Genomic DNA, 21630 nt, shown 5'->3' with positions numbered 1-21630 from the left:
CGGCCCCGCAGCGACCTGACGCGGCGGGGCCGCCGGGATTCGGCCGCGCGGGGTCATGTCGGGCCCGGATCGCACCGGGCCTGCTCCGCGCCGTATCGGTGACCGTGTCCGGGCGCAGAATCCAGCGACGTCACCAGATCGACGGTGGTCTGCAGGAACGACACCACCGGGATCCACGTCGGCACCGGCGCATCGGGCCGCGCGGCGGACAGATCGGGGGGCGCCCACAGCAGCGACGGCTGCCACCACACCACGGGATCCGACGTGTTCGCCACGACGGTCGTCGTCGGCGATGCGGTGACCGGTGTTCCGGCGGGCGGTCCCACCAGGATCAGCCCGCACCGCCCGGGAGTGACGCTCTCCGTGGAGGATCCGCCGTCGACGGAGCTACCGCCGAGCGCGCCGAGGCTCTGCCCGTAGACGTGCACCCGGGGTCGCGCCTGCGGTGGCAGGGTCAGCACGTGCGCACGCACCGCGTCGGTCAGGGCGCGGGCCGACTCGCCGGCCGTACCGCGGTCGAACACGAAGGTCACCCAACTCGGGGTGTCCGCGTACTGTTGCGCGACGATCGCGACGTCGTCGCCCCACCGGTCCTCGAATCCGTGCACGGCGTTCGCGTCGACCCACCCCGATCCCGTCGGCACCGCGATCACGAGATGTCCGCGGTCGAAGCCGCCGGCGCGGTCGAGTTCCCGCACTGCGACGTCGGCGCGGGACCGTGCATCCGGCGCCGCCACGAGAGGCACGTACACCCGCACCGGTGTGCCCGGGGACGGAAGCGTCACGAAACGTAGTCCTTCCCTTCCTAATTCGTTGGACTGGATGAACGAGTGCGTCGACCCGGACACCCCGGACGACAGGAGCCTGCCGTCCGTGTCCGCGCCGGAGGCGCCGGCCGGGAAGGTCAGGGCGGGTACCGATGCGCACGCGACGGTCACGGTCACCGCGACCGCCACGGTTGCCACACGGTGACCGTGGAGCCCGTCCAGCCCCCACCTCGCAGCGGCGGTCACCGCGACGACGACGGTCGCGATCGCCACCGCACCGGCGGCCACCTCCACCCAGTGGCCGAACCCGATGGGCGGTAACGACATCGCTGTGCGCAGGTCGTTCTGCCAGCGGTGGGCGACGGTTGCGCTCACCGCGACGGTCGCGGCCCCCACCGCCGCCGCGAGCCACCGCAGCTCCGCGGAATCGGATGACAGCCGGGACGTGGCCGAGCGGCGAACGAGTGCGGCCACACCCAGAGCGGCGGCGATCAGCATCCCGGTCACCGCGGCCTGCACCGGTGCCGAGCGGGGAAGCAGCGACGGGGCGAGCGAGACCGCGGTGGCGACCACCACGGCGATGGTGGATCCGGCGCGCGGGCCGGACCGGAACGCCGGTTGCGTGGACGGCTGCCGCGCCGTCGTCGGCGCGATCACGACCGGGCCCTCCGCACCGTGGCGCCGAGCGCGGTCGCACCGGCCGCGACAGCCAGGTACGGCACCGGCGATTCGGCGACCGGAATCCGATAGCCCTGACGCCACGAATTGATCCGGACCGCGGCGACCGCGACGTCGGCGGTGACCCCGCACACCGGAGACGGGTCGGTAGCGCAGACCGCCGACAGATTCCGCGCCAGCTGATCGTCGAGCTCCCGGCGGGCGGCACCGTCGAGTTCACCGCCGATGTCGCGGGCATGACGCAACAGGTCGTAGCCGAGATCGTGAACCCGGCAGGCCGGTTCGAACGATGCCGGCAACGGCACCGGCGACGAACAGTCGCCCAGGGGATCGGCGAGGGTCCGGCCGTCGCCGAATCCCGCTTCGACGATCGGCCGATACCCCATCGCATCCTCGAATCCGACCGGAAGACCCGCCAGGCCCGCCTCGACGTCACCGCCGGTCAGCGCCCGGACCGTCGCGGCGGTCTGCGCGTCGGGGACGCGCGACGGTGCCGTCGCGGTGCCGGGTGCGGCGGCGCCGGCGCACAGGACCGCGGCCGCCCCGGCCACCGTGACGGTCGCTGCTCGCCGGATGAGTGATCGATTCGTCATGCCGCTGACGCTATGAACGTGCACGGCACGGGCGGATCACACGCCGGACCGGTTCCGGCGGCGGTACCCGCTACCGCAGGGTCACCCCGATCTCACCCCCGGGTATGAGGACAGGCGAGGGGCCCGCTCCTACCGTGGGACACGTGAAGCAACTGTGGGGCGAAGGTGTGCGGGCGACGGCCGGTGCGGCGCGGCGGCTGGGACGGGGCCGGTGGGACACCGTCCTCGTCGTCGCGGTGACGCTGATCCTCTACGCGATCGCGTGGCCGACCCTGCAGGTCACCCACGAGGTGTCGCCGGCGCTCATGCCGCTGGTGTCGGGCTTCGCAGTCTTCCCGTTCCTCCTCGTGCTGACGCGTCCGGCGCTGGGCTGGGCGGTCGCCGCGCTCGCCGCGATCCTCGTGCCGCTGGTGTTCGACCGGTTGCCCGGATACGACTATCCGTGGCAGGTCGTGCACATCCTCGTCATGCTGGCGTTGCTGCTGGCCGTGAGCATCCGCGAGGAGATCCGCATCGTCGCGGTCGTGTACGCGGCGACCGTGCTGCTGTTCTTCGCGTACGCACCCGGCAACGACGGGTGGGGCTGGTGTGTCGGGCTCACCGCGCTCACCGCGTTCGGTCTGATGGTGCGGTGGCTGCTGATCTCCCGGCGGCAACTCGCTCAGGAGGAGGAGGTCAGCGAACTCGAACGCGCGCGTCGTGCCGTGCTCGAGGAGAAGACCCGCATCGCGCGTGACCTGCACGACATCGTCGCCCACCACATGTCGATGGTCGTCGTGCAGGCCCAGAGCGCCCCGTACCGGCTGCCCGATGTCTCCGACGAGGTCCGCGCCGAGTTCGACTCCCTCGGAGCATCAGCCCGTGAGGCGCTCAACGAGGTCCGCACCATGCTCGGTGTGCTCCGCAGCGACGGGCACACCCCCGAGAGCGAACCGCAGCCCGGTGCGGACCGGATACCCGAGCTCCTCGAGTCGTCCCGCAGGGCGGGGGTGGCCGTCGACGAGCAGATCGTGGGGCAGCCCGCCGCCGTGAGCGACGCGGTGGGACTGACGATGTACCGGATCCTGCAGGAGTCGCTCGCGAACAGCGCAAGGCACGCCCCGGGTGCCCCCGTGACGGTGCGGCTCGCATGGGGGAGCGGGATCGTCGATGTGTCGGTGATCAACGGGGCCGGTGTCGGTGCGCCCTCCGTCCCGACGCCGCCGGACCGCAACGGCGGAAACGGTCTGCGGGGGATGAGTGAACGCGCCGCCTCGGTAGGGGGACGTTTCGCGGCGCACCCGCGTGGTGACGGCGGATTCGAGGTGCGTGCGACACTGCCGTCGATGTGAGGGCCCAGGCTGCCCCAGCCGGATGCGTGTCCAATACCGAGGAGCGGAGACCTTCCCCGCTACGGTCACCGTCGTCGGGAACGCGGAGCGAGTCGACCCGCAGACCGGGCAGTGCATCATCGCCTCGATCCCGATCGCACCGAACGATATGGTGTGGATACACGGCGAGAGCGCGGCTGCCTCGGCACGTCGAGCCACTCGAGGTCGGGATTGCCGAGGCCCGCAGCGACGGCCGTGGCCGTCTCCTTCCAGGACCTCAGCTCGGCGAGCGCCAGGTGCTCGGGTGATGCCGTAGCTGCTTGTGAACGTGGTTGGGCCTAGGCTCGGCGTCGATGAGTGAATCCACCGGTCACACGACAGTGTTCATCGCCGACGACCAGGCCATGGTGCGTCAGGGCTTCGGGGCGCTGCTGGGTGCGCAACCCGACATCAGCGTCGTCGGCGACGCCCCCGACGGACGCGTCGCCGTCGCGGAGGTCGCCCGTCTGCGGCCGGACGTGGTGCTCATGGACGTGCGGATGCCCGAGATGAACGGCCTCGACGCGGCCCGCCGCATCCTCGCCGACAGTCGCGAACCGGGATCGAAGGTGCTCATGCTCACCACGTTCGACCTCGACGAATACGTGTACGAGGCGCTGTCGATGGGCGCCAGCGGATTCATGCTCAAGGACGCACCCGCCGACGAACTCGTCCGCGCCGTCCGTGTCGTCGCGGCGGGGCAGGCGCTGCTCGCTCCGACGGTCACGCGACGACTCATCGCCGACGTCACCGCGCGCCGGTCACCGCGACGGGAACGCTCCCGCGCCCTCGACGTCCTCACCCCGCGCGAACTGGAAGTGCTCGAACTCATCGCGCGGGGCCTGTCGAACCGGGAGATCGCCGACCACCTGTTCGTCGCCGAGCAGACCGTCAAGACGCACGTCGGCAAGGTACTCGCCAAACTGCACCTGCGTGACCGCGCCCAGGCCGTCGTGGTGGCGTACGAGTCGGGGCTCGTCACCCCCGGCTGACGGTGTGCCCCCGGCGGTTCTGCTGCCGTCCCCGCCCGAGGCGGGCAGGATGGCAGAGGGCATCGGGTCCTCGGACGGGAGGTTGCGCATGACGAGAGTCGGGATTCTGACCAGCGGCGGCGACTGCCCGGGGTTGAACGCGGTGATCCGCGCGGCGGTGCTCAAGGGCACCGAGGTGCACGGTCAGGAGTTCGTCGGATTCCTCGACGGGTGGCGCGGGCTGGTCGACGGCGACATCGTCCGGTTGGACCGCAGCCGGGTCCGCGGTCTCGCCCAGCAGGGCGGCACGATCCTCGGCACCAGTCGGTTCGGTCCCTACCAGGGGCCGAACGGTGGTGCACAGAACATCCAGGCCACACTCGACCGGCTCGGCGTCGACGCGGTCGTCGCGATCGGCGGGGAAGGCACCGCCTCCGCGTCGAAACGCCTGTTCGGTGAAGGCATCCGGATCGTCGGTGTCCCCAAGACCATCGACAACGATCTCGACGCCACCGACTACACCTTCGGATTCGACACCGCCGTCGAGATCGCGACCGTCGCGATCGACCGGTTGCGCACCACCGGCAACTCCCACAAACGTTGCATGGTGCTCGAGGTGATGGGTCGGCACGCCGGGTGGATCGCCCTGCACTCCGGCACCGCCGGCGGCGCCCACGCGATCCTCATCCCCGAACACCCCGAGACGATCGAGCAGATCTGCGCATGGGTGACCAGCGTCCGCGACCGCGGCCGCGCACCGATGGTGGTGGTCGCCGAAGGATTCCGGCTCCCCGACATGGCGGAAGCCCACTCGACCAAAGGACTCGACGGGTTCGACCGTCCCCGGCTCGGCGGCATCGCCGAGGTGCTGGCGCCGCTCATCGAGGACCGCACCGGCATCGAGACCCGCGCCACCGTCCTCGGTCACATCCAGCGCGGTGGTGTCCCCACCGCGTTCGACCGGGTACTCGCCACCAGACTCGGCATGGCCGTGACCGACCTGGTGGCGGACGGCGAGTGGGGGCACATGGTGGCGTTGCACGGGACGGAGATCGCACGGGTCGGTTTCGACGAGGCGCTCGCCGACCCGAAGTTCGTCCCGGAATCGCGTTATCAGGAGATGCGGGTCATCTTCGGCTGAGTGCGCGCGGGCCGTGGCGGGCCGGGCGTCTAAAATCGTCGGCATGACTGCCTCCGTGTCCGCTGACCTGCTCGCCTACGACGACGTGCTCGCGAAGTTCGAGCCTGTGATGGGCATGGAGGTGCACGTCGAGCTGCACACCGCCACCAAGATGTTCTGCCCGTGCCCCACCGAGTTCGGGGCGCAGCCCAACACGCAGGTGTGCCCGGTGTGCCTCGGCCTGCCCGGAGCGCTGCCCGTCGTCAACCGGCAGGCCGTCGAATCCGCGATCCGCATCGGGCTCGCGCTGAACTGCTCGATCACCCCGTGGGGCCGCTTCGCGCGGAAGAACTACTTCTACCCGGACCAGCCGAAGAACTACCAGATCTCGCAGTACGACGAGCCGATCGCCACCGACGGCCACCTCGACGTCGTCCTCGACGACGGCACCACGTGGCGCGTCGAGATCGAACGCGCCCACATGGAGGAGGACACCGGCAAGTCGCTGCACGTCGGCGGTGCGACCGGCCGCATCCACGGTGCGAGCCACTCGCTGCTCGACTACAACCGCGCCGGAGTCCCGCTCGTCGAGATCGTCACCAAGCCGATCGTCGGCGCCGGCGAGCGCGCACCGGAGGTGGCCCGCGCGTACGTCACCGCCCTGCGTGACCTGCTCAAGGCCCTCGACGTCTCCGACGTGCGCATGGATCAGGGTTCGATGCGGTGCGACGCCAACATCTCCCTCATGCCGATCGGCGCGAAGGAATTCGGAACCCGCACCGAGACCAAGAACGTCAACTCCCTCAAGTCCGTCGAGGTCGCGGTCCGCTACGAGATGCGTCGCCAGGCCGCGGTGCTCGTCGGCGGCGGTGAGGTGATCCAGGAGACCCGGCACTTCCAGGAGGCCGACGGCACCACGTCACCCGGTCGCCGCAAGGAGACCGCCGAGGACTACCGCTACTTCCCGGAACCCGACCTCGAGCCCGTCGCGCCGGACGCCGCGTGGGTCGAGGAACTGCGCGCGACACTGCCGGAACTGCCGTGGCTGCGCCGCGCCCGCATCCAGGCCGAGTGGGGGGTCTCCGACGAGGAGATGCGCGACCTCGTCAACGCCGGAGCCCTCGACCTGGTCATCGCCACCACCGAAGCCGGTGCACCCGCCTCCGAGGCGCGGTCGTGGTGGGTGGCGTACCTGTCGCAGCAGGCCAACACCCGCGAGGTCGCCCTCACCGACCTGCCCATCACCCCGGCACAGGTCGCGACGGTCATCGGGCTCGTCGCCGACGGCAAGCTCACCAACAAACTGGCCCGGCAGGTCGTCGACGGGGTGCTCGCCGGCGAGGGCGAGCCCGAGCAGGTCGTCGCCGCACGCGGTCTCGAGGTGGTCCGCGACGACTCGCTGATCAAGAGTGAGGTCGACAAGGCCCTCGCCGCGAACCCCGACATCGCCGACAAGATCCGCTCCGGCAAGGTCGCTGCCGCCGGCAAGATCGTCGGTGACGTCATGAAAGCCACCCGCGGCCAGGCCGATCCGGCATTGGTCAAGGAGATGGTGATCGCCGCGTGCAGCTGACCGTGAGCCGCTAACGTAGCGGTGCATGGACGCCGCGGTTGCCACCTCCCTGTTCTGGATCGTGGTGGCCGCGGTCCTCGCTCCCGTCGTCGCGGGCGCCGTGCCCCGTCGGCTGGTGCCGGAGGTGGTGCTCCTGCTCGTCGCGGGCATCGTCATCGGACCGTTCGCGACGGGCCTCGCAGGTGTCGACAGCGAGATCGACATGCTGCGCGAACTCGGCCTCGGGATGCTGTTCCTGCTCGCCGGATACGAGATCGACACGGCCGAACTGACAGGACGCGGAGGCCGCCGCGCCCTGATCACCTGGGGTGTGTGTTTCGTGCTGGCACTCGCCGCGACCGGTGCGCTCGCCGCCGCGGGTGTCGTGCACGCGGGTATCGCGGTGGCGATTGCGCTCACGTCCACGACGCTGGGCACACTGCTGCCGATCCTGCAGGACCGTGGGCTCGTCCCCACCCGTCTGGGCAAGGCCGTGCTCAACCACGGGGCGGTCGGCGAACTCGGACCGGTCATTGCGATGGCGATCCTGCTCGGTGCACGTGGTGCGGCGCTGTCACTGGTCGTTCTCGCCGTGTTCGCCGCCGTCGCGGTTCTCGTCGCCTGGCTGCCGCGACGGATCCTGCGGGAAGGCTCGCAGTTCTTGCGTTTCGTGCAGCGCACCTCGGAGACGACCGCGCAGACCCCGGTCCGTCTGACGATGCTGCTGCTCGTGGGGCTCATCGCGCTCGCGGCGGTGTTCGATCTCGACGTGATCCTCGGTGCGTTCGCCGCCGGGTTCATCCTGCGCCGGCTCGTTCCCGCCGGTGACGAGCGTCTCGAGACGAAACTCGACGGGCTCGCCTACGGCTTCCTCGTCCCGATCTTCTTCGTCACCTCGGGCATGGCGATCGACGTGAGTGCGGTCGCGGATGCGCCCGGTGTCCTCGTAGCGTTCCTGGTGTTGCTCGTCCTGGTGCGGGGTGTACCGGTGTTCGTGGCGTCCCGGCTGGACCGGGCACCCGACGGCAGCGGATTCACCACCTCCGAGCAGCTACAGATCGCGGCGTATTCGACGACGGGTCTGCCGCTGATCGTGGCGGTGACCGGGGTCGCGGTGTCGGCGGGCCAGATGAGCAACGCGTCGGCCTCCATCCTCGTGGCGGCCGGCGCGATCACCGTCCTGATCCTGCCGGCGGTCGCGGGGATGCTGCCGAAGCGGGTGGTGGTGTGAACGGAGGTGTGGCTCATCCTGGTTGAAGGCATCGACAGTGAGGGTGCTTGAGCCTCGGGGCTCACAATCCTGATACGAGGCTCACAGCCCTGTCGGCTACCGGCAGTGCTGTGAGCCTCGTTCTTGTCCTGTGAACCTCCGGGGCGGAACTTGTCGAGCGTCGGGGCCACACCGCGCCACTGCCTGAGCCCGGGGCAGGGTCCTGGTCGTCGATCAGTCGAAACCGCCACCGCCGGACGGGAACTGGACGCGGATGACGCGGTCGTCGGTGTCCGTCGGCTCCCCACCTGCTTTGTTGGTGGTCGAGAGCCACAGCAACCCGTCGGGGCCGCTCGCCGCACCCGACAGCATCCCGTACCGATCCTGCAAGGTGACGGTGGGGGCGGCCGTCACCGCACCGGTGGTCGGGTCGATCGACAGCACCGACAGTGCGCGACCGTCGGTCAGGGAAATCGCCAGACCGTCCGGGGATGCGGCACACCCCGCAACCCCCGGTTTCTCCGGCCACGTCCATGCCGGGCCGGTGCCCGTCGACCCGTCCGCGCCGACCCGCTGCAGACGATCTTCGAGGACGGTGCGGTCGGTGACCCACAGGTTGCCGTTTCCGTCGCGGCACACGTCCCCGGCGGTCCCGATGCCCGACAGCAGCACCGCCGGTGCGGCCGCCTCACCCGGGCCGGGCAACGTCGTGGTCGTGAGGAGTTTGCCCGCCCACGACGACGGGTCGGTCGCCGCCGTGGGATTGCCGGTGTTCCCGGTGAGCACAGCGAGTTCGGTGGGGGAGGTGAACTGGATCGCCCCGGCGTTGCCGGTCACGCCCCGCGGAATACCGGTGAGGATGTCCTTGGGTGTGTCGCCCGCCGCGACCCGCACCACCCGGTTGTCGGATGCGGTGGTGATGTAAGCGTAGACGAGCCGATCCTCGCCGAAGGTCGGCGACAGCGCCAGATCGAGCAGGCCACCGTCGCCCGAGCCGTCCACCGGGACGGTGGCGAACTCGACGGGATCCTCGTCGGGCGTCACCAGCAGGATCCGGCCCGTACGCCGCTCCGCGACCAGCGCGGATTCGCCGTCGGGGAGGACGACGAGACCACCGGTGGCGTCGAGGCACGTCGCGACCACCGCGGGGTCCGGGTCGTCGCAGGGGCCGAGTTTCTCCGGGGGCGGCGGCGTCGTGGTGGTGCTCGACGGTGGGTCGAGCGGGCCGAAACCGGCCCCCGAATCGAAGGTGGGCTCGGGTGTGAACGGTGAGGTGGCGGAGTCGTCGAAACGCGCGCACGACGGCACGACCAGCGCTCCGATCGCCAGGGCTACCGCCGCCGTACGCATCCCCCGTGAACCTACCGACCTCGTACCCCTCGTCATGGCCCCAAACGTACCGGGGACCGCGCGGTGGAACACTTTCGCGGTGCTCGTTCCCGGGGTCCGGCGCGTACTGCCGGTGTCCGCGTCCGCGGGGCCCTACCCTGGCGGAGGTGACGAGCAAGGAGAACGGCCCCACGCCCGATACCGGTTCGAATCCGTACGATCAGCCGACACGGCAGTTGCGCCGGGACCGGCCGTCGATGCTCGAATCCGACGACGACCTGGCCCTCGACGAGTCGGCGTTCACCCCCACCCCGTACGTACCGCCGGTCGACGAATCCCAGTGGACCGGCAGCGAGGGTACGCCGGTGCCCCAGCAACCGACTGCGCCGAAGGCGCGGCGCGGCACCCTCGACCTGGGGTTGCTGATTCTTCGTCTCGCGGTCGGCGGCACCCTGATCGTCCACGGATTGCAGAAGCTCGTCGGGCTCTGGAACGGACCCGGACTCGACGGCTTCGAAGAGTTGCTGGCGGACGCCGGCTACCGCGAACCCGGGTTGCTCGCGATCGTCGGGTCGGTGGGGGAGATCGCTGCCGGCAGCTTCCTCGTCCTCGGCCTGCTCACGCCGCTCGCCGCGGCCGCGGTCGTCGCGATCATGATCAATGCGGTGTTGTTCAAGCATGAGTTGGAGCCCGGCCTCCAGTACTTCGCGAGCGAGGGATCCGGATTCGAGTACGAGGTGCTGCTCGTCGCCGCCGCGGTGTCGCTGACCCTCACCGGCCCCGGACGCATCGCGGTCGACACTCGGCGTGGCTGGGCCACCCGCCCGTTCGTCGGATCGTTCGTCGCGGTGTTGCTCGGTGTCGCCGCGGGTGTGTGCCTGTGGATCTTCGGTCGTTGACGAACCGCATGGACGAGACCGGGCCGCCGCGATCGGGATGATCGCGGCGGCCCGTGTCGTGTCTTCTGCGGCCGGATGTCTACGGCACCCGACGGACCGCGCCCTTGTCCGCCGACGTCGCCAGCGCCGCGTAGGCACGCAGCGCCTTCGACACGGTGCGGTCACGGTTCACCGGCTGCCACGGCCGCTCCGACGCCTCCATCTTCGCGCGGCGGTCGGCGAGCACCTCGTCGTCGACGAGCACCTCGAGGGTGCGGGTCGCCACGTCGATGCGGATCCGGTCACCGTTTTCGACCAGCCCGATCACACCACCGGATGCGGCTTCGGGGGACACGTGCCCGATCGACAGTCCGGACGTGCCGCCGGAGAAGCGACCGTCGGTGATCAGCGCACACACCTTGCCGAGACCGACGCCCTTGAGGAAGGAGGTGGGGTGCAGCATCTCCTGCATGCCGGGGCCGCCGGCCGGTCCCTCGTAGCGCACGACCACGACGTCGCCGGGCTGCACCTTCTTGCCGAGGATCACCGAGACGGCTTCCTCCTGCGATTCGACGACCAGGGCCGGGCCCTCGAAGGAGAACAGATCCTCGTCGATGCCGGCGGTCTTGAGGATCGCGCCGTCCACGGCGAGGTTGCCGCGCAGCACGCACAGGCCACCTTCGACGGTGTAGGCGTGCTCGATGTCGCGGATGCAGCCGCCCACGGCGTCGGTGTCGAGCGAGGACCACCGGTTGTCGGTCGAGAACGGTTCGGTGGTGCGCACCCCGCCGGGTGCGGCGTGGAACAGTTCGAGTGCCTCGTCGGTGGCCTTGCCGGAACGGATGTCCCAGTCGTCGAGCCACTGGTCGAAGCTCGTCGTGAGCACGGTGTGCACGTCGGTCTCGAGCAGACCACCGCGGCGGAGTTCACCGAGCAGCGCGGGGATGCCGCCGGCGCGGTGCACGTCCTCCATGTGGTAGTCGGAGTTCGGTGACACCTTGGACAGGCACGGCACCTTGCGGCTGATCGCGTCGATCGTCTCGAGATCGAAGTCGACCTCACCCTCCTGTGCGGCGGCGAGCGTGTGCAGCACGGTGTTGGTCGATCCGCCCATCGCGACGTCCAGGGCCATCGCGTTGCGGAACGCGGCGGGTGTGGCGACGTTGCGCGGAAGCACCGACTCGTCCTCGTCGCGGTAGTACCGCAGCGCGGCCTCGACGACCGTGGTGCCGGCGCGCTCGAACAGGGCGCGGCGGGCCGCGTGGGTGGCGAGGGTCGAACCGTTGCCCGGCAGGGCGAGGCCGAGGGCCTCGGTGAGGCAGTTCATCGAGTTCGCCGTGAACATGCCGGAGCACGATCCGCACGTCGGGCAGGCGCTGCGCTCGACCTCGGAGAGCCCGTCGTCGTCGACGGCGTCGCTCGCCGATGCGGAGATCGCGGTGATCAGGTCGGTGGGGGCGTGGGCGACGCCGTCGACGACGACGGCCTTGCCGGCCTCCATCGGTCCACCGGAGACGAACACCGTCGGGATGTTCAGGCGCATCGCGGCGTTGAGCATGCCCGGGGTGATCTTGTCGCAGTTCGAGATGCACACGAGTGCGTCCGCGGTGTGCGCATTGACCATGTATTCGACGGAGTCCGCGATGATCTCGCGGCTCGGCAGCGAGTAGAGCATGCCGCCGTGGCCCATCGCGATGCCGTCGTCGACGGCGATCGTGTGGAACTCGCGGGCGACGCCGCCGGCGGCACGTACCGCGTCCGCGACGATCTCGCCGACGTCCTTGAGATGGACGTGTCCGGGAACGAACTGCGTGTACGAGTTCGCGATCGCGACGATCGGCTTACCGAAGTCGGAGTCGGTCAGGCCGGTGGCGCGCCACAGGGCGCGGGCACCGGCCGCGTTACGTCCGGCGGTGGTGGTGCGTGACCTCAACGGGGGCATGGGCTGAACTTCCTGGACGGGGCCGGCGCGGTGGCCGAGGGGTGGACTGCGCCCGGATCATCGGGCTGACGGGTGGCAGGCGCGGTACCGACGAATCTACCCGCGTGCTATTTCGTGTCGGAATCCGACTCGGTTCCGGTGTCGGGAGCGTGGACGCCTTCCGGGTCGTGACCGTCGCTGTGTGCGTCGGGGTCCGGCGCGTCGTTCCCGGTGGTGTCGCCCTCCCGGTCCCGGCGTTCCTCGTCCTCACGGATGCGGGCTTCTCGGGCCGCCGCGTACGGGTCGGTGATCCGTCCGCCGCTCGCTTCGGCCAGTTGCGGCAGCCGGCCGAAGGTGACGACGGGGAGGGCCACCTCGGTGCCGTCCGTCAACACGGCGCGGGCCCAGCCCCGCTTGGGGAATCGGATGCCCTCGAGTGCGCCCCACCCGATGGTGGTCGTCGAGAACGTGTTCCGCGCCGTGATGCCGTCGGCGTCGAGGACGGTGCGCACACGCAGCACCCAGGCGGCGGCGAGGAACGGGAGGAGTACCAGCCATCCGAAGGCGGCGGGCCAGGCGAGTGCGGGGGATAGTGCCCCGAGGAGGAGAAGGCCGCACGCGAGGAGGGACAGGCGCGACACCTGGATGACCTGTCCGGCCGGATCCGGGGTGTGGGATGATTGCTGCGGTGGCACGGGCTGCTGGGAAGATGACACCTCACCATCTTCGCATCGCAGCCATGGCATCTCACATTCTGGGACAGGCGACCGCACCAAGTTGACTGTCTACCCTCCACGCGCCTACCGTCGAGCGCGTGAATCAGAATGGGTTGCTCGTAATCGGCCGGCGCGTCGTCGCCTGAGCCGCATTTCTGCAACTCGCCCACGACGCGCCACCCTCGTACAGCACAGTGCTGACGAGGGTTTTTTGTTGCCCGGAGCCAGAATCAGAGGAATTCGCAGTGAGCGCACCAACCGCCAGGCCTCAACCCTCGCCGCGAAAGCCGGGGTCCGCGACCCCGACTCCCGCAGCGGCCGCCACGCAGCCCGCCGGACGACGCTCGGTCGCCCCCGAGCGGGTCACCGGCGCCCAGTCGGTCGTCCGAGCGCTCGAGGAGCTCGAGGTCGACACGGTGTTCGGTATTCCCGGCGGTGCGATCCTCCCCGTGTACGACCCGATCTTCGACTCGCAGCGGGTGCGCCACGTGCTGGTCCGTCACGAGCAGGGCGCGGGTCACGCCGCCACCGGATACGCGCAGGCCACCGGCAAGGTCGGTGTGTGCATGGCCACTTCCGGGCCGGGCGCCACGAACCTCGTCACGCCGCTCGCCGACGCCCAGATGGACTCCGTCCCGGTCGTCGCGATCACCGGCCAGGTCGGTCGTCCGCTCATCGGCACGGACGCCTTCCAGGAAGCCGACATCTCGGGCATCACGATGCCCATCACCAAGCACAACTTCCTGGTCACCGACGCCCTGGACATCCCGCGCATCATCGCGGAGGCGTTCCACCTGGCGTCGTCCGGTCGCCCCGGCGCGGTCCTCGTCGACATCCCCAAGGACATCCTGCAGGCGCAGACCACCTTCAGTTGGCCGCCGGAGATGCACCTTCCCGGCTACCGGCCCGTCACGAAGCCGCACGGCAAGCAGGTGCGTGAGGCCGCACGGCTGATCGCGGACGCGAAGAACCCCGTGCTGTACGTCGGTGGCGGTGTCATCAAGGCCGACGCCTCCGAGGAACTGCGCGAGCTCGCCGAGCTGACCGGGATCCCGGTCGTCACCACCTTGATGGCGCGCGGCGCATTTCCCGATTCGCACCAGTTGCACTGCGGTATGCCCGGCATGCACGGCAACGTCGCGGCCGTCGCCGCGCTGCAGAAGAGTGATCTGCTCATCACGCTCGGTGCGCGTTTCGACGACCGTGTCACCGGCCAGCTCGATTCGTTCGCACCCGACGCGAAGGTCATCCACGCCGACATCGATCCGGCGGAGATCGGCAAGAACCGGCACGCGGACGTGCCGATCGTCGGCGACTGCAAGGAGGTCGTCGTCGAGCTGATCGAGGCGATCCGCGCCGACCTGGCGACGGGCACCGTGCTCGACTACACGGCGTGGTGGGCCTACCTCGACGACATCCGCCGGACGTACCCGCTGTCCTACGACCGTCCCGCCGACGACACCCTGTCGCCGCAGTACGTCATCCAGGCCGTCGGCAAGCTCGCCGGTCCCGACGCCATCTACTGCGCGGGTGTCGGCCAGCATCAGATGTGGGCGGCGCAGTTCGTCGACTACGAGAAGCCGCGCACGTGGCTGAACTCCGGCGGTCTGGGCACCATGGGCTACGCGGTTCCTGCCGCGATGGGCGCGAAGATGGGACGCCCCGACACCGAGGTGTGGGCGATCGACGGCGACGGCTGCTTCCAGATGACCAACCAGGAGCTCGCGACCTGCGCGGTCGAGGGTGTGCCGATCAAGGTCGCGTTGATCAACAACGGCAACCTGGGCATGGTCCGGCAGTGGCAGACGCTCTTCTACGAGGAGCGCTACTCCAACACCGACCTCGCGACGCACTCGCTGCGCATCCCCGACTTCGTCAAGCTCGCCGAGGCCCTCGGCTGCGTCGGCATCCGCGTCGAACGGGAGGAGGACGTCGAACCGGCGATCCGCCGCGCGCAGGAGATCGACGACCGCCCCGTGGTGATCGACTTCATCGTCGGCAAGGACGCCCAGGTGTGGCCGATGGTTGCGGCCGGTACCAGCAACGACGAGATCATGGCGGCGCGCGACATCCGTCCGCTGTTCGACGACGACGCCGCGGCCGACGACCCCACCGTCATCCACGAGACCATCGAGGCGCTCGAGGCCGAGCACGACCGGTCCGGCAGCGACGCAGCGGCCCGCGGCGACAAGGGCCAGGAGGAGAGCAAGTGAGCACGAGTCACACCCTCAGCGTTCTCGTCGAGGACAAGCCCGGCGTGCTCGCCCGGGTCGCGTCGCTGTTCTCGCGGCGTGGATTCAACATCGAGTCGCTCGCGGTCGGTGGCACCGAGGTGCCGGAGATCTCGCGCATGACGATCGTCGTGACCGTGGACGAGTTCCCGCTCGAACAGGTCACCAAGCAGCTCAACAAGCTGGTCAACGTCATCAAGATCGTCGAGCAGGAGGACGAGTCCTCGGTTGCCCGCGAACTCGTGCTCATCAAGGTCCGTGCCGACGCGAGCGTCCGCACGCAGGTCATCGAGACCGTGAACCTGTTCCGCGCCAAGGTGATCGACGTCTCTCCCGAGTCGCTGACCATCGAGGCGACCGGAACCCGGTCCAAGCTCGACGCGCTGCTGCGCATGCTCGAGCCGTACGGAATCCGGGAAATCGTCCAATCGGGTGTCGTGGCGGTCGGACGCGGTCCGAAGTCCATCACGGCGACCCGTTAGCCTGAACACACCCATACTTGCTGAAAGAGGTAACCACTGTGGCAGTCGAGATGTTCTACGACGACGATGCCGACCTGTCGATCATCCAGGGCCGCAAGGTCGCGGTCATCGGCTACGGCAGCCAGGGCCACGCGCACTCGCTGAGCCTGCGCGACTCCGGTGTCGAGGTGCGCATCGGCCTGAAGGACGGGTCCAAGTCGCGCGCCAAGGCGGAGGAGGCGGGCCTGGCGGTCGGCACCCCGGCCGAGGTCGCCGAGTGGGCCGACGTCATCATGGTCCTCGCCCCCGACACCGCACAGGCGTCGATCTTCAAGAACGACATCGAGCCCAACCTGAAGGACGGCGACGCGTTGTTCTTCGGCCACGGCCTCAACATCCACTTCAAGCTGATCGAGGCGCCGGCAGGCGTCACCGTCGGCATGGTCGCGCCGAAGGGCCCCGGTCACCTCGTGCGTCGCCAGTTCGTCGACGGCAAGGGCGTTCCGGCCCTGATCGCCATCGACCAGGACCCGAAGGGTGAGGGCCAGGCGCTGGCACTGTCCTACGCGAAGGGCATCGGCGGTACCCGCGCCGGCGTCATCAAGACCACCTTCAAGGAAGAGACCGAGACCGACCTGTTCGGTGAGCAGGCCGTGCTCTGCGGTGGCACCGAGGAACTCGTCAAGACCGGTTTCGAGGTCATGGTCGAGGCGGGCTACGCGCCGGAGATGGCGTACTTCGAGGTGCTGCACGAGCTCAAGCTGATCGTCGACCTGATGTACGAGGGCGGCATCGCGCGCATGAACTACTCGGTGTCCGACACCGCCGAGTTCGGTGGCTACCTGTCGGGTCCGCGCGTCATCGACGCCGGCACCAAGGAGCGCATGAAGGAGATCCTCAAGGATATCCAGGACGGCACCTTCGTCAAGCGTCTCGTCGCGAACGTCGAGGGTGGCAACAAGGAGCTCGAGGGCCTGCGCAAGGCGAACGCCGAGCATCCGATCGAGGTCACCGGCAAGAAGCTGCGCGACCTGATGAGCTGGGTCGACCGCCCCATCACCGAGACCGCGTAGTCTCACCCGTTCCACCCCGGAGGCCCGGTACACCGCTCGGTGTGCCGGGCCTCCGGCATGCCCGGCCGGACACGCCGAGGCGACCGGATACCGGTGACACCGGGCGATGCGGACGATTCCGGACGATACTGGGCGAATGTCCGCACCGGCGCTGCTCGGACGCCTGCCCGGGGTCGTCACCGCGCGCGGATACCGGCGCGCGTGGTTGCGCCACGACCTCGTCGCGGGTCTCACGCTCAGTGCGCTGCTCGTGCCCACCGGTATGGGGTACGCGCAGGCGGCCGGTCTTCCTGCGCAGGCCGGGCTGTACGCGACGATCGTGCCGATGCTGGTCTACGCGTTCGTCGGGCCGTCCCGGATTCTCGTACTCGGACCGGACTCGGCGCTCGCACCGCTGATCGCCGCCGCCGTCGTTCCGCTCGCGGCGGGCGGCGACCCGCAGCGCGCGGTGGCACTCGCGGGTGCCCTCGCCGTGCTCGTCGGGCTGATCCTGCTGGTCGCGGGAGCACTGCGTCTCGGGTTCGTCACCGACCTGCTCTCCACCCCGATCCGGGTGGGGTTCCTCAATGCGATCGCCCTGATCGTGGTCGTCGGGCAACTCCCGCTGGTGTTCGGGACCAGCGCCGACGAATCCGGTGTCCTCCCCGAGTTCGTGGACGTCGTCGACGACGTGTTCGAGGACGGGCCGCACCTGCTCGCGATGTCGCTGGGGATCACGACGCTCGTCGTCATCGCCGTGTTCCGCAGGTTCGCACCGCGGTTCCCGGGGGTGCTCGTCGCCGTCGTCGGGGGGATCGCCGTCACGGCGGCGTCCGGCCTGCGGGACCGACTCGACACGGTCGGGGCACTGACACCGGGACTGCCGGCGCCCGCACTCCACGGGATCGACGCCACCGACGTCGGGGCTCTCGTCGGACCGGCCGTGGCCATCGCGGTGATCGCGTTCGCCGACACCGCCGTGCTGTCGCGCAGCCTCGCCGCACGCCGCGGTGAACACGTCGACGGTAGCGCGGAGATGCGGGCGCTGGGCGCGGTGAACGTCGCCGCGGGTGTCACCGGCGGATTCGCGGTGTGCGGCAGTGGTAGTCGCACACCCGTGGTCGAACAGTCCGGGGGCCGAACACAGTTGGCGGGCGTCGTCGCGGCGTCGACGGTCGTGCTGTTCCTGTGGGTGACCCCCGGGGTCACCGCCTATCTGCCGCAGGCGGTGCTCGGCGCCGTCGTCATCGCGGCCGCCGCGTCCCTGATCGACATCCGCGGTGTCGCGCATCTGTGGACCGTGAGCAGGCTCGAATTCGCGCTGTGCATCGCCGCGTTCGTCGGGGTCGCGTTCGCCGGTGTGCTGCGCGGTGTCCTCGTCGCGATCGGGCTGTCGTTGCTCGTGGTCGTCGTCCGTGCGTGGCAGCCGCATCGCACCGAACTCGTCGCGGTGTCGGGTGTAGCCGGCTACCACGACATCGAACGTCACCCCGACGGGAACCGCATCGACGGGCTGATCCTCGTACGGTTCGACGCCCCGTTGTTCTTCGCGAACGGTTCGATCCTCACCTCCTACGTGCGCGGACTCGTCGAACGGTCGTCGGCCCCGGTGGAGTGGGTGGTACTCGCCGCCGAACCCATCACCGACGTCGATTCCACCGCCGTCGACGATCTCGAAGAACTCGACGACTATCTCTCACGCAGGGACGTGCACCTCGTGTTCGCGGCGATGAAGGGACCGGTCAAGGACAAACTCCGGCGGATGGCGGAGTCGGATCGGTTCGACGACTCCCGGTTCCACCCGACCGTGCGGACGGCGGTCGTCGCGTTCCGGTACCGCAACGACCACGACGTCGACCGCAGGGTCGTGGATGCGCCGCCACCGGACATCGTCGACGGACGGGACCGGCGACCCGACGAGTCCGAATCGTGACCGATGATGCTGGTGTGGCACAACGATACGGGTGTGCACGGCCCCTACCGTGGGCGCCATGCCACGACACGCAAGTCTGCGCGGGAGTCTGGTCGCCGTGATCGCGACGGCACTCTGCACGGTCACCGGCGCGTTGCCCGCGGCCGCGCAGCCACCGCTTCCCGAGGTGCCGCTGCCCGGGCTCCCCGCCCTCGGCGACATCGACCCCGCCCCGCAGGCAGAGCTCTTCGGTGGTGGGCGGAACCTGTTCCCGGACAGGAGGTTCGTCGCCCTCTACGGGCATCCGTCCGGGCCCGCGCTCGGCGCGTTCGGCGAACAGGACACCGCGGCGTCGATCGCTCGCGTCCGTGACCTCGCTGCGCAATACCAGCAGTTCTCTGCCGAGCCGGTCCTGCCCGCGTTCGAGATCATCGCGACCGTCGCCTCGGCGGACCCGGGTACGGACGGTCGCTACACGCGCGTCACACCACCGGACGGGCTGCGCGCGGTCATCGACGAGGCGGAAGCAGCCGGGGTGTACGTCGTCCTCGACCTCCAGCCCGGACACGCGAGTTTCCCCGAGCAGGCCCGGATCTACGAGGAGTTCCTCGCTCGCCCCAACGTCGGTCTCGCCCTCGACCCGGAATGGCGCCTCGCCCCCGGCCAGCGGCACATGGTGCAGATCGGGTCCGTCGACGCCTCCGAGGTCAACGAGGTCATCACGTACCTGTCCGAGCTCGTGCAGCGGAACGCGCTGCCGCAGAAAATGTTGATCCTGCATCAGTTCCGCACCTCGATGATCACCTCGCGTGAGCTCGTCGACACGGGGCGGCCCGAGGTCGCGGTGGTGCTCCACGCGGACGGGCACGGTTCGGCCCCGCAGAAGTTCGACACGTGGAATGCGCTGCAGCAGGGGTTGCCCCCGCGAGTGCACATGGCGTGGAAGAACTTCTACGACGAGGACTCGCCGACGTTCACTCCCGCCGAGACCATGGCGATCGAACCACAGCCGGTCTTCGTCTCCTACCAGTGACCGCCGGGCGTCTCGTCGTGCCGTGAGCGGAGGCACGGGGTTACGTGTCGGTAGGTGATCCTCGGCCCGGGCGTCCCACGTCGGGACGCGGGGCACTAAACTGTGTGCGGTCGCGGCCGACCATGCCCCGATCCGGGTGCCCGAGCCGTCGACCGTCCGCCACAGATACGACACAGGGAGTTCGCACGTGAGCCAGAATGGCCGTCCAGTAGTCCTGATCGCCGACAAGCTTGCGCAGTCCACCGTCGATGCGCTCGGCGACGGCGTCGACGTCCGCTGGGTCGACGGCCCGGACCGTCCCGCTCTGCTGGCCGCAGTGCCCGAGGCGGACGCCCTGCTCGTGCGCTCGGCGACGACCGTCGACGCGGAGGTCCTGGCCGCCGCACCGCAGCTGAAGATCGTGGGTCGCGCGGGCGTCGGCCTCGACAACGTCGACATCGCCGCAGCCACCGAGCGCGGCGTCATGGTCGTCAACGCGCCGACCTCCAACATCCACTCGGCCGCCGAGCACGCCGTGGCGCTGCTGATGTCCGCTGCCCGCCAGGTGCCCGCCGCCGACCGCACGCTGCGCGAGCGCACCTGGAAGCGCTCGAGCTTCAACGGCACCGAGATCCTCGGCAAGACCGTCGGCGTCGTCGGCCTCGGCCGCATCGGTCAGCTGTTCGCGCAGCGTCTCGCCGCATTCGAGACGCACGTGATCGCCTACGACCCCTACCTGCCCGCCGCGCGCGCGGCGCAGCTCGGCATCGAACTCGTCGACATCGACGAACTCGTCGCGCGCGCCGACTTCATCTCGGTGCACCTGCCCAAGACCAAGGAGACGGCAGGCCTGATCAACGCCGAGCGCCTCGCCAAGGCCAAGGACGGCGTCATCATCGTCAACGCCGCGCGCGGTGGCCTGATCGACGAGACGGCCCTGCACGACGCGCTCGTCTCCGGCAAGGTCCGCGCTGCCGGCCTCGACGTGTTCAACACCGAACCGTGCACCGACTCGCCGCTGTTCGACCTCGACAACGTCGTCGTCACCCCGCACCTCGGTGCCTCCACCGCCGAGGCGCAGGACCGCGCGGGCACCGATGTCGCCAAGAGCGTGCTCCTCGCCCTCGCCGGCGAGTTCGTTCCCGACGCCGTCAACGTCTCCGGTGGCCCGGTCGGTGAAGAGGTCGCCCCGTGGCTCGAGCTGGTCCGCAAGCTCGGTCTGATCGCCGGCACCCTCTCGCCCGACGCCGTGCAGAACGTGCAGGTGGTCGCGAGTGGTGAGCTGTCCGCCGAGAACGTCGAGATCCTGGGTCTGGCAGCGTTGCGCGGCCTGTTCTCGGCGAGCAGCGACGAGCCCGTCACGTTCGTCAACGCCCCGCAGCTCGCGGAGCAGCGTGGCGTGACCGTCGAGGTCGAGTCGGTCAGCGAGGCGCAGACGCACCGCAGCGCCGTCGAGGTCCGTGCGGTCGCCGCCGACGGCGGTGTCACCACCGTCGCGGGCGCACTGACCGGTCTGCAGCAGATCGAGAAGATCGTCAGCATCAACGGCCGCAGCTTCGATCTGCGCGCCGAGGGCCACAACTTCGTCGTGCACTACGCGGATCGTCCGGGTGTGCTCGGCACCCTCGGCACTGTGCTCGGCAACGCGTCGATCGACATCCAGGCCGCGGCGCTGAGCCAGGACGTGGAGGGTACCGGCGCCACCGTGATCCTGCGCGTCGACCGTGTCGTCGGCGACGCCGAGGTCGCGCAGATCGTCGAGCAGCTCGACGCGCGTGTCGCGCAGGTCGACCTGTCCTGATCGTTCGTCGTCCCCGTTATACGCGTCGAGGTCCTCGCCCGCACCGAACTGCAGCGGATTGACGAAGATCGACACCA

Annotated in this window: 17 protein-coding genes and 1 pseudogene; 12 read left to right on the top strand and 6 right to left on the bottom strand. The window is 69.7% G+C overall.

Annotated elements, in window-relative coordinates; all coding sequences use genetic code 11:
• Nucleotides 1-53: 53 nt before the first annotated feature.
• Together LDQ05_RS15820 and LDQ05_RS15815 are read right to left on the bottom strand one after the other, a co-directional pair.
• Complete coding sequence (locus LDQ05_RS15820) at nucleotides 54-1424, bottom strand: alpha/beta-hydrolase family protein (RefSeq protein ID WP_226437911.1); 1371 nt, start codon at nucleotides 1422-1424, stop codon at nucleotides 54-56.
• Entirely contained in the window at nucleotides 1421-2038 is a 618-nt protein-coding gene (locus LDQ05_RS15815) for a phospholipase A2 family protein (RefSeq protein ID WP_226437910.1), read from the bottom strand. Before LDQ05_RS15815 ends, LDQ05_RS15820 begins: the two co-directional genes overlap by 4 nt.
• 104 nt (nucleotides 2039-2142) lie before the next feature.
• On the opposite strand from LDQ05_RS15815, the gene LDQ05_RS15810 reads away from it, so the two are divergent.
• The 5 genes from LDQ05_RS15810 (at nucleotide 2143) to LDQ05_RS15790 (ending at nucleotide 8261) form a co-directional block, all read left to right on the top strand.
• Nucleotides 2143-3369, top strand: coding sequence for a sensor histidine kinase (locus tag LDQ05_RS15810; RefSeq protein WP_372461132.1), 1227 nt, complete (start codon nucleotides 2143-2145; stop codon nucleotides 3367-3369).
• A 332-nt stretch (nucleotides 3370-3701) separates the two neighbouring features.
• Complete coding sequence (locus LDQ05_RS15805) at nucleotides 3702-4379, top strand: response regulator (protein WP_226437908.1); 678 nt, start codon at nucleotides 3702-3704, stop codon at nucleotides 4377-4379.
• 88 nt (nucleotides 4380-4467) lie between these two features.
• Nucleotides 4468-5499, top strand: a complete 1032-nt coding sequence (locus LDQ05_RS15800; protein WP_226437907.1) for a 6-phosphofructokinase — start codon at nucleotides 4468-4470, stop codon at nucleotides 5497-5499.
• A 43-nt stretch (nucleotides 5500-5542) separates the two neighbouring features.
• Nucleotides 5543-7051 carry an Asp-tRNA(Asn)/Glu-tRNA(Gln) amidotransferase subunit GatB gene (gene gatB, locus LDQ05_RS15795; RefSeq protein WP_226437906.1) on the top strand — a complete coding sequence of 503 codons (1509 nt, stop codon included), beginning with the start codon at nucleotides 5543-5545 and terminating at the stop codon, nucleotides 7049-7051.
• Between the two features lie 25 nt (nucleotides 7052-7076).
• Nucleotides 7077-8261, top strand: coding sequence for a cation:proton antiporter (locus LDQ05_RS15790; RefSeq protein ID WP_226437905.1), 1185 nt, complete (start codon nucleotides 7077-7079; stop codon nucleotides 8259-8261).
• Nucleotides 8262-8474: 213 nt separating this feature from the next.
• Here LDQ05_RS15790 and LDQ05_RS15785 read toward each other — a convergent pair whose 3' ends face one another.
• Nucleotides 8475-9626: a PQQ-dependent sugar dehydrogenase gene (locus tag LDQ05_RS15785; protein ID WP_372461131.1), complete on the bottom strand. Its 1152-nt coding sequence runs from the start codon at nucleotides 9624-9626 to the stop codon at nucleotides 8475-8477.
• Between the two features lie 110 nt (nucleotides 9627-9736).
• Here LDQ05_RS15785 and LDQ05_RS15780 point away from each other — a divergent pair, with 110 nt between their 5' ends.
• Nucleotides 9737-10468, top strand: a complete 732-nt coding sequence (locus LDQ05_RS15780) for a DoxX family protein (protein WP_226437903.1) — start codon at nucleotides 9737-9739, stop codon at nucleotides 10466-10468.
• Between the two features lie 79 nt (nucleotides 10469-10547).
• On the opposite strand, the gene ilvD is transcribed toward LDQ05_RS15780, so the two are convergent.
• Nucleotides 10548-12389: a dihydroxy-acid dehydratase gene (gene ilvD / locus LDQ05_RS15775; protein ID WP_226437902.1), complete on the bottom strand. Its 1842-nt coding sequence runs from the start codon at nucleotides 12387-12389 to the stop codon at nucleotides 10548-10550.
• 107 nt (nucleotides 12390-12496) lie between these two features.
• The gene (locus LDQ05_RS15770; protein WP_226437913.1) at nucleotides 12497-13063 is read right to left on the bottom strand and encodes a PH domain-containing protein; all 567 of its coding nucleotides are present in this window, start codon (nucleotides 13061-13063) and stop codon (nucleotides 12497-12499) included.
• A gap of 266 nt (nucleotides 13064-13329) precedes the next feature.
• Between LDQ05_RS15770 and LDQ05_RS15765 the strand changes: the two genes are divergently transcribed.
• From LDQ05_RS15765 to serA, 6 genes are all read left to right on the top strand, one after another.
• Nucleotides 13330-15297: an acetolactate synthase large subunit gene (locus tag LDQ05_RS15765; RefSeq protein ID WP_226437901.1), complete on the top strand. Its 1968-nt coding sequence runs from the start codon at nucleotides 13330-13332 to the stop codon at nucleotides 15295-15297.
• Nucleotides 15294-15797, top strand: coding sequence for an acetolactate synthase small subunit (ilvN, locus tag LDQ05_RS15760; protein WP_226437900.1), 504 nt, complete (start codon nucleotides 15294-15296; stop codon nucleotides 15795-15797). The genes LDQ05_RS15765 and ilvN overlap by 4 nt, the downstream gene beginning before the upstream one ends.
• 50 nt (nucleotides 15798-15847) lie before the next feature.
• The gene (gene ilvC / locus LDQ05_RS15755) at nucleotides 15848-16849 is read left to right on the top strand and encodes a ketol-acid reductoisomerase (protein WP_226437912.1); all 1002 of its coding nucleotides are present in this window, start codon (nucleotides 15848-15850) and stop codon (nucleotides 16847-16849) included.
• Between the two features lie 136 nt (nucleotides 16850-16985).
• On the top strand, nucleotides 16986-18761 hold the full coding sequence (locus tag LDQ05_RS15750) for a SulP family inorganic anion transporter (RefSeq protein ID WP_226437899.1): 1776 nt from the start codon (nucleotides 16986-16988) through the stop codon (nucleotides 18759-18761).
• Nucleotides 18762-18819: 58 nt separating this feature from the next.
• Nucleotides 18820-19773, top strand: a complete 954-nt coding sequence (locus LDQ05_RS15745) for an apurinic/apyrimidinic endonuclease family protein (RefSeq protein ID WP_226437898.1) — start codon at nucleotides 18820-18822, stop codon at nucleotides 19771-19773.
• A 187-nt stretch (nucleotides 19774-19960) separates the two neighbouring features.
• Nucleotides 19961-21553, top strand: coding sequence for a phosphoglycerate dehydrogenase (gene serA / locus LDQ05_RS15740; protein WP_226437897.1), 1593 nt, complete (start codon nucleotides 19961-19963; stop codon nucleotides 21551-21553).
• 12 nt (nucleotides 21554-21565) lie between these two features.
• Here serA and LDQ05_RS20010 read toward each other — a convergent pair.
• Nucleotides 21566-21628: pseudogene (locus tag LDQ05_RS20010) on the bottom strand (pantoate--beta-alanine ligase); the annotation flags it as partial.
• Nucleotides 21629-21630 lie beyond the last annotated feature (2 nt).

The organism is Rhodococcus yananensis (assembly GCF_020515525.1).
GTDB lineage: Bacteria > Actinomycetota > Actinomycetes > Mycobacteriales > Mycobacteriaceae > Rhodococcus > Rhodococcus yananensis.
Note: the sequence above shows the minus strand (reverse complement) of the source record. Positions and strands in the feature narration are given on the sequence as shown.

What these genes read in the sequence shown, in the direction of transcription:
- ilvC (WP_226437912.1), top strand. Translation starts at nt 15,848, where the DNA reads ATGTTCTACGACGACGATGCCGACCTGTCGATCATCCAGGGCCGCAAG.
- LDQ05_RS15805 (WP_226437908.1), top strand. Translation starts at nt 3,702, where the DNA reads ATGAGTGAATCCACCGGTCACACGACAGTGTTCATCGCCGACGACCAG.
- LDQ05_RS15790 (WP_226437905.1), top strand. Translation starts at nt 7,077, where the DNA reads ATGGACGCCGCGGTTGCCACCTCCCTGTTCTGGATCGTGGTGGCCGCG.
- LDQ05_RS15750 (WP_226437899.1), top strand. Translation starts at nt 16,986, where the DNA reads ATGTCCGCACCGGCGCTGCTCGGACGCCTGCCCGGGGTCGTCACCGCG.
- ilvD (WP_226437902.1), bottom strand. Translation starts at nt 12,389, where the DNA reads ATGCCCCCGTTGAGGTCACGCACCACCACCGCCGGACGTAACGCGGCC.
- LDQ05_RS15810 (WP_372461132.1), top strand. Translation starts at nt 2,143, where the DNA reads ATGAGGACAGGCGAGGGGCCCGCTCCTACCGTGGGACACGTGAAGCAA.
- LDQ05_RS15785 (WP_372461131.1), bottom strand. Translation starts at nt 9,626, where the DNA reads ATGACGAGGGGTACGAGGTCGGTAGGTTCACGGGGGATGCGTACGGCG.
- LDQ05_RS15815 (WP_226437910.1), bottom strand. Translation starts at nt 2,038, where the DNA reads ATGACGAATCGATCACTCATCCGGCGAGCAGCGACCGTCACGGTGGCC.
- LDQ05_RS15745 (WP_226437898.1), top strand. Translation starts at nt 18,820, where the DNA reads ATGCCACGACACGCAAGTCTGCGCGGGAGTCTGGTCGCCGTGATCGCG.
- LDQ05_RS15800 (WP_226437907.1), top strand. Translation starts at nt 4,468, where the DNA reads ATGACGAGAGTCGGGATTCTGACCAGCGGCGGCGACTGCCCGGGGTTG.
- gatB (WP_226437906.1), top strand. Translation starts at nt 5,543, where the DNA reads ATGACTGCCTCCGTGTCCGCTGACCTGCTCGCCTACGACGACGTGCTC.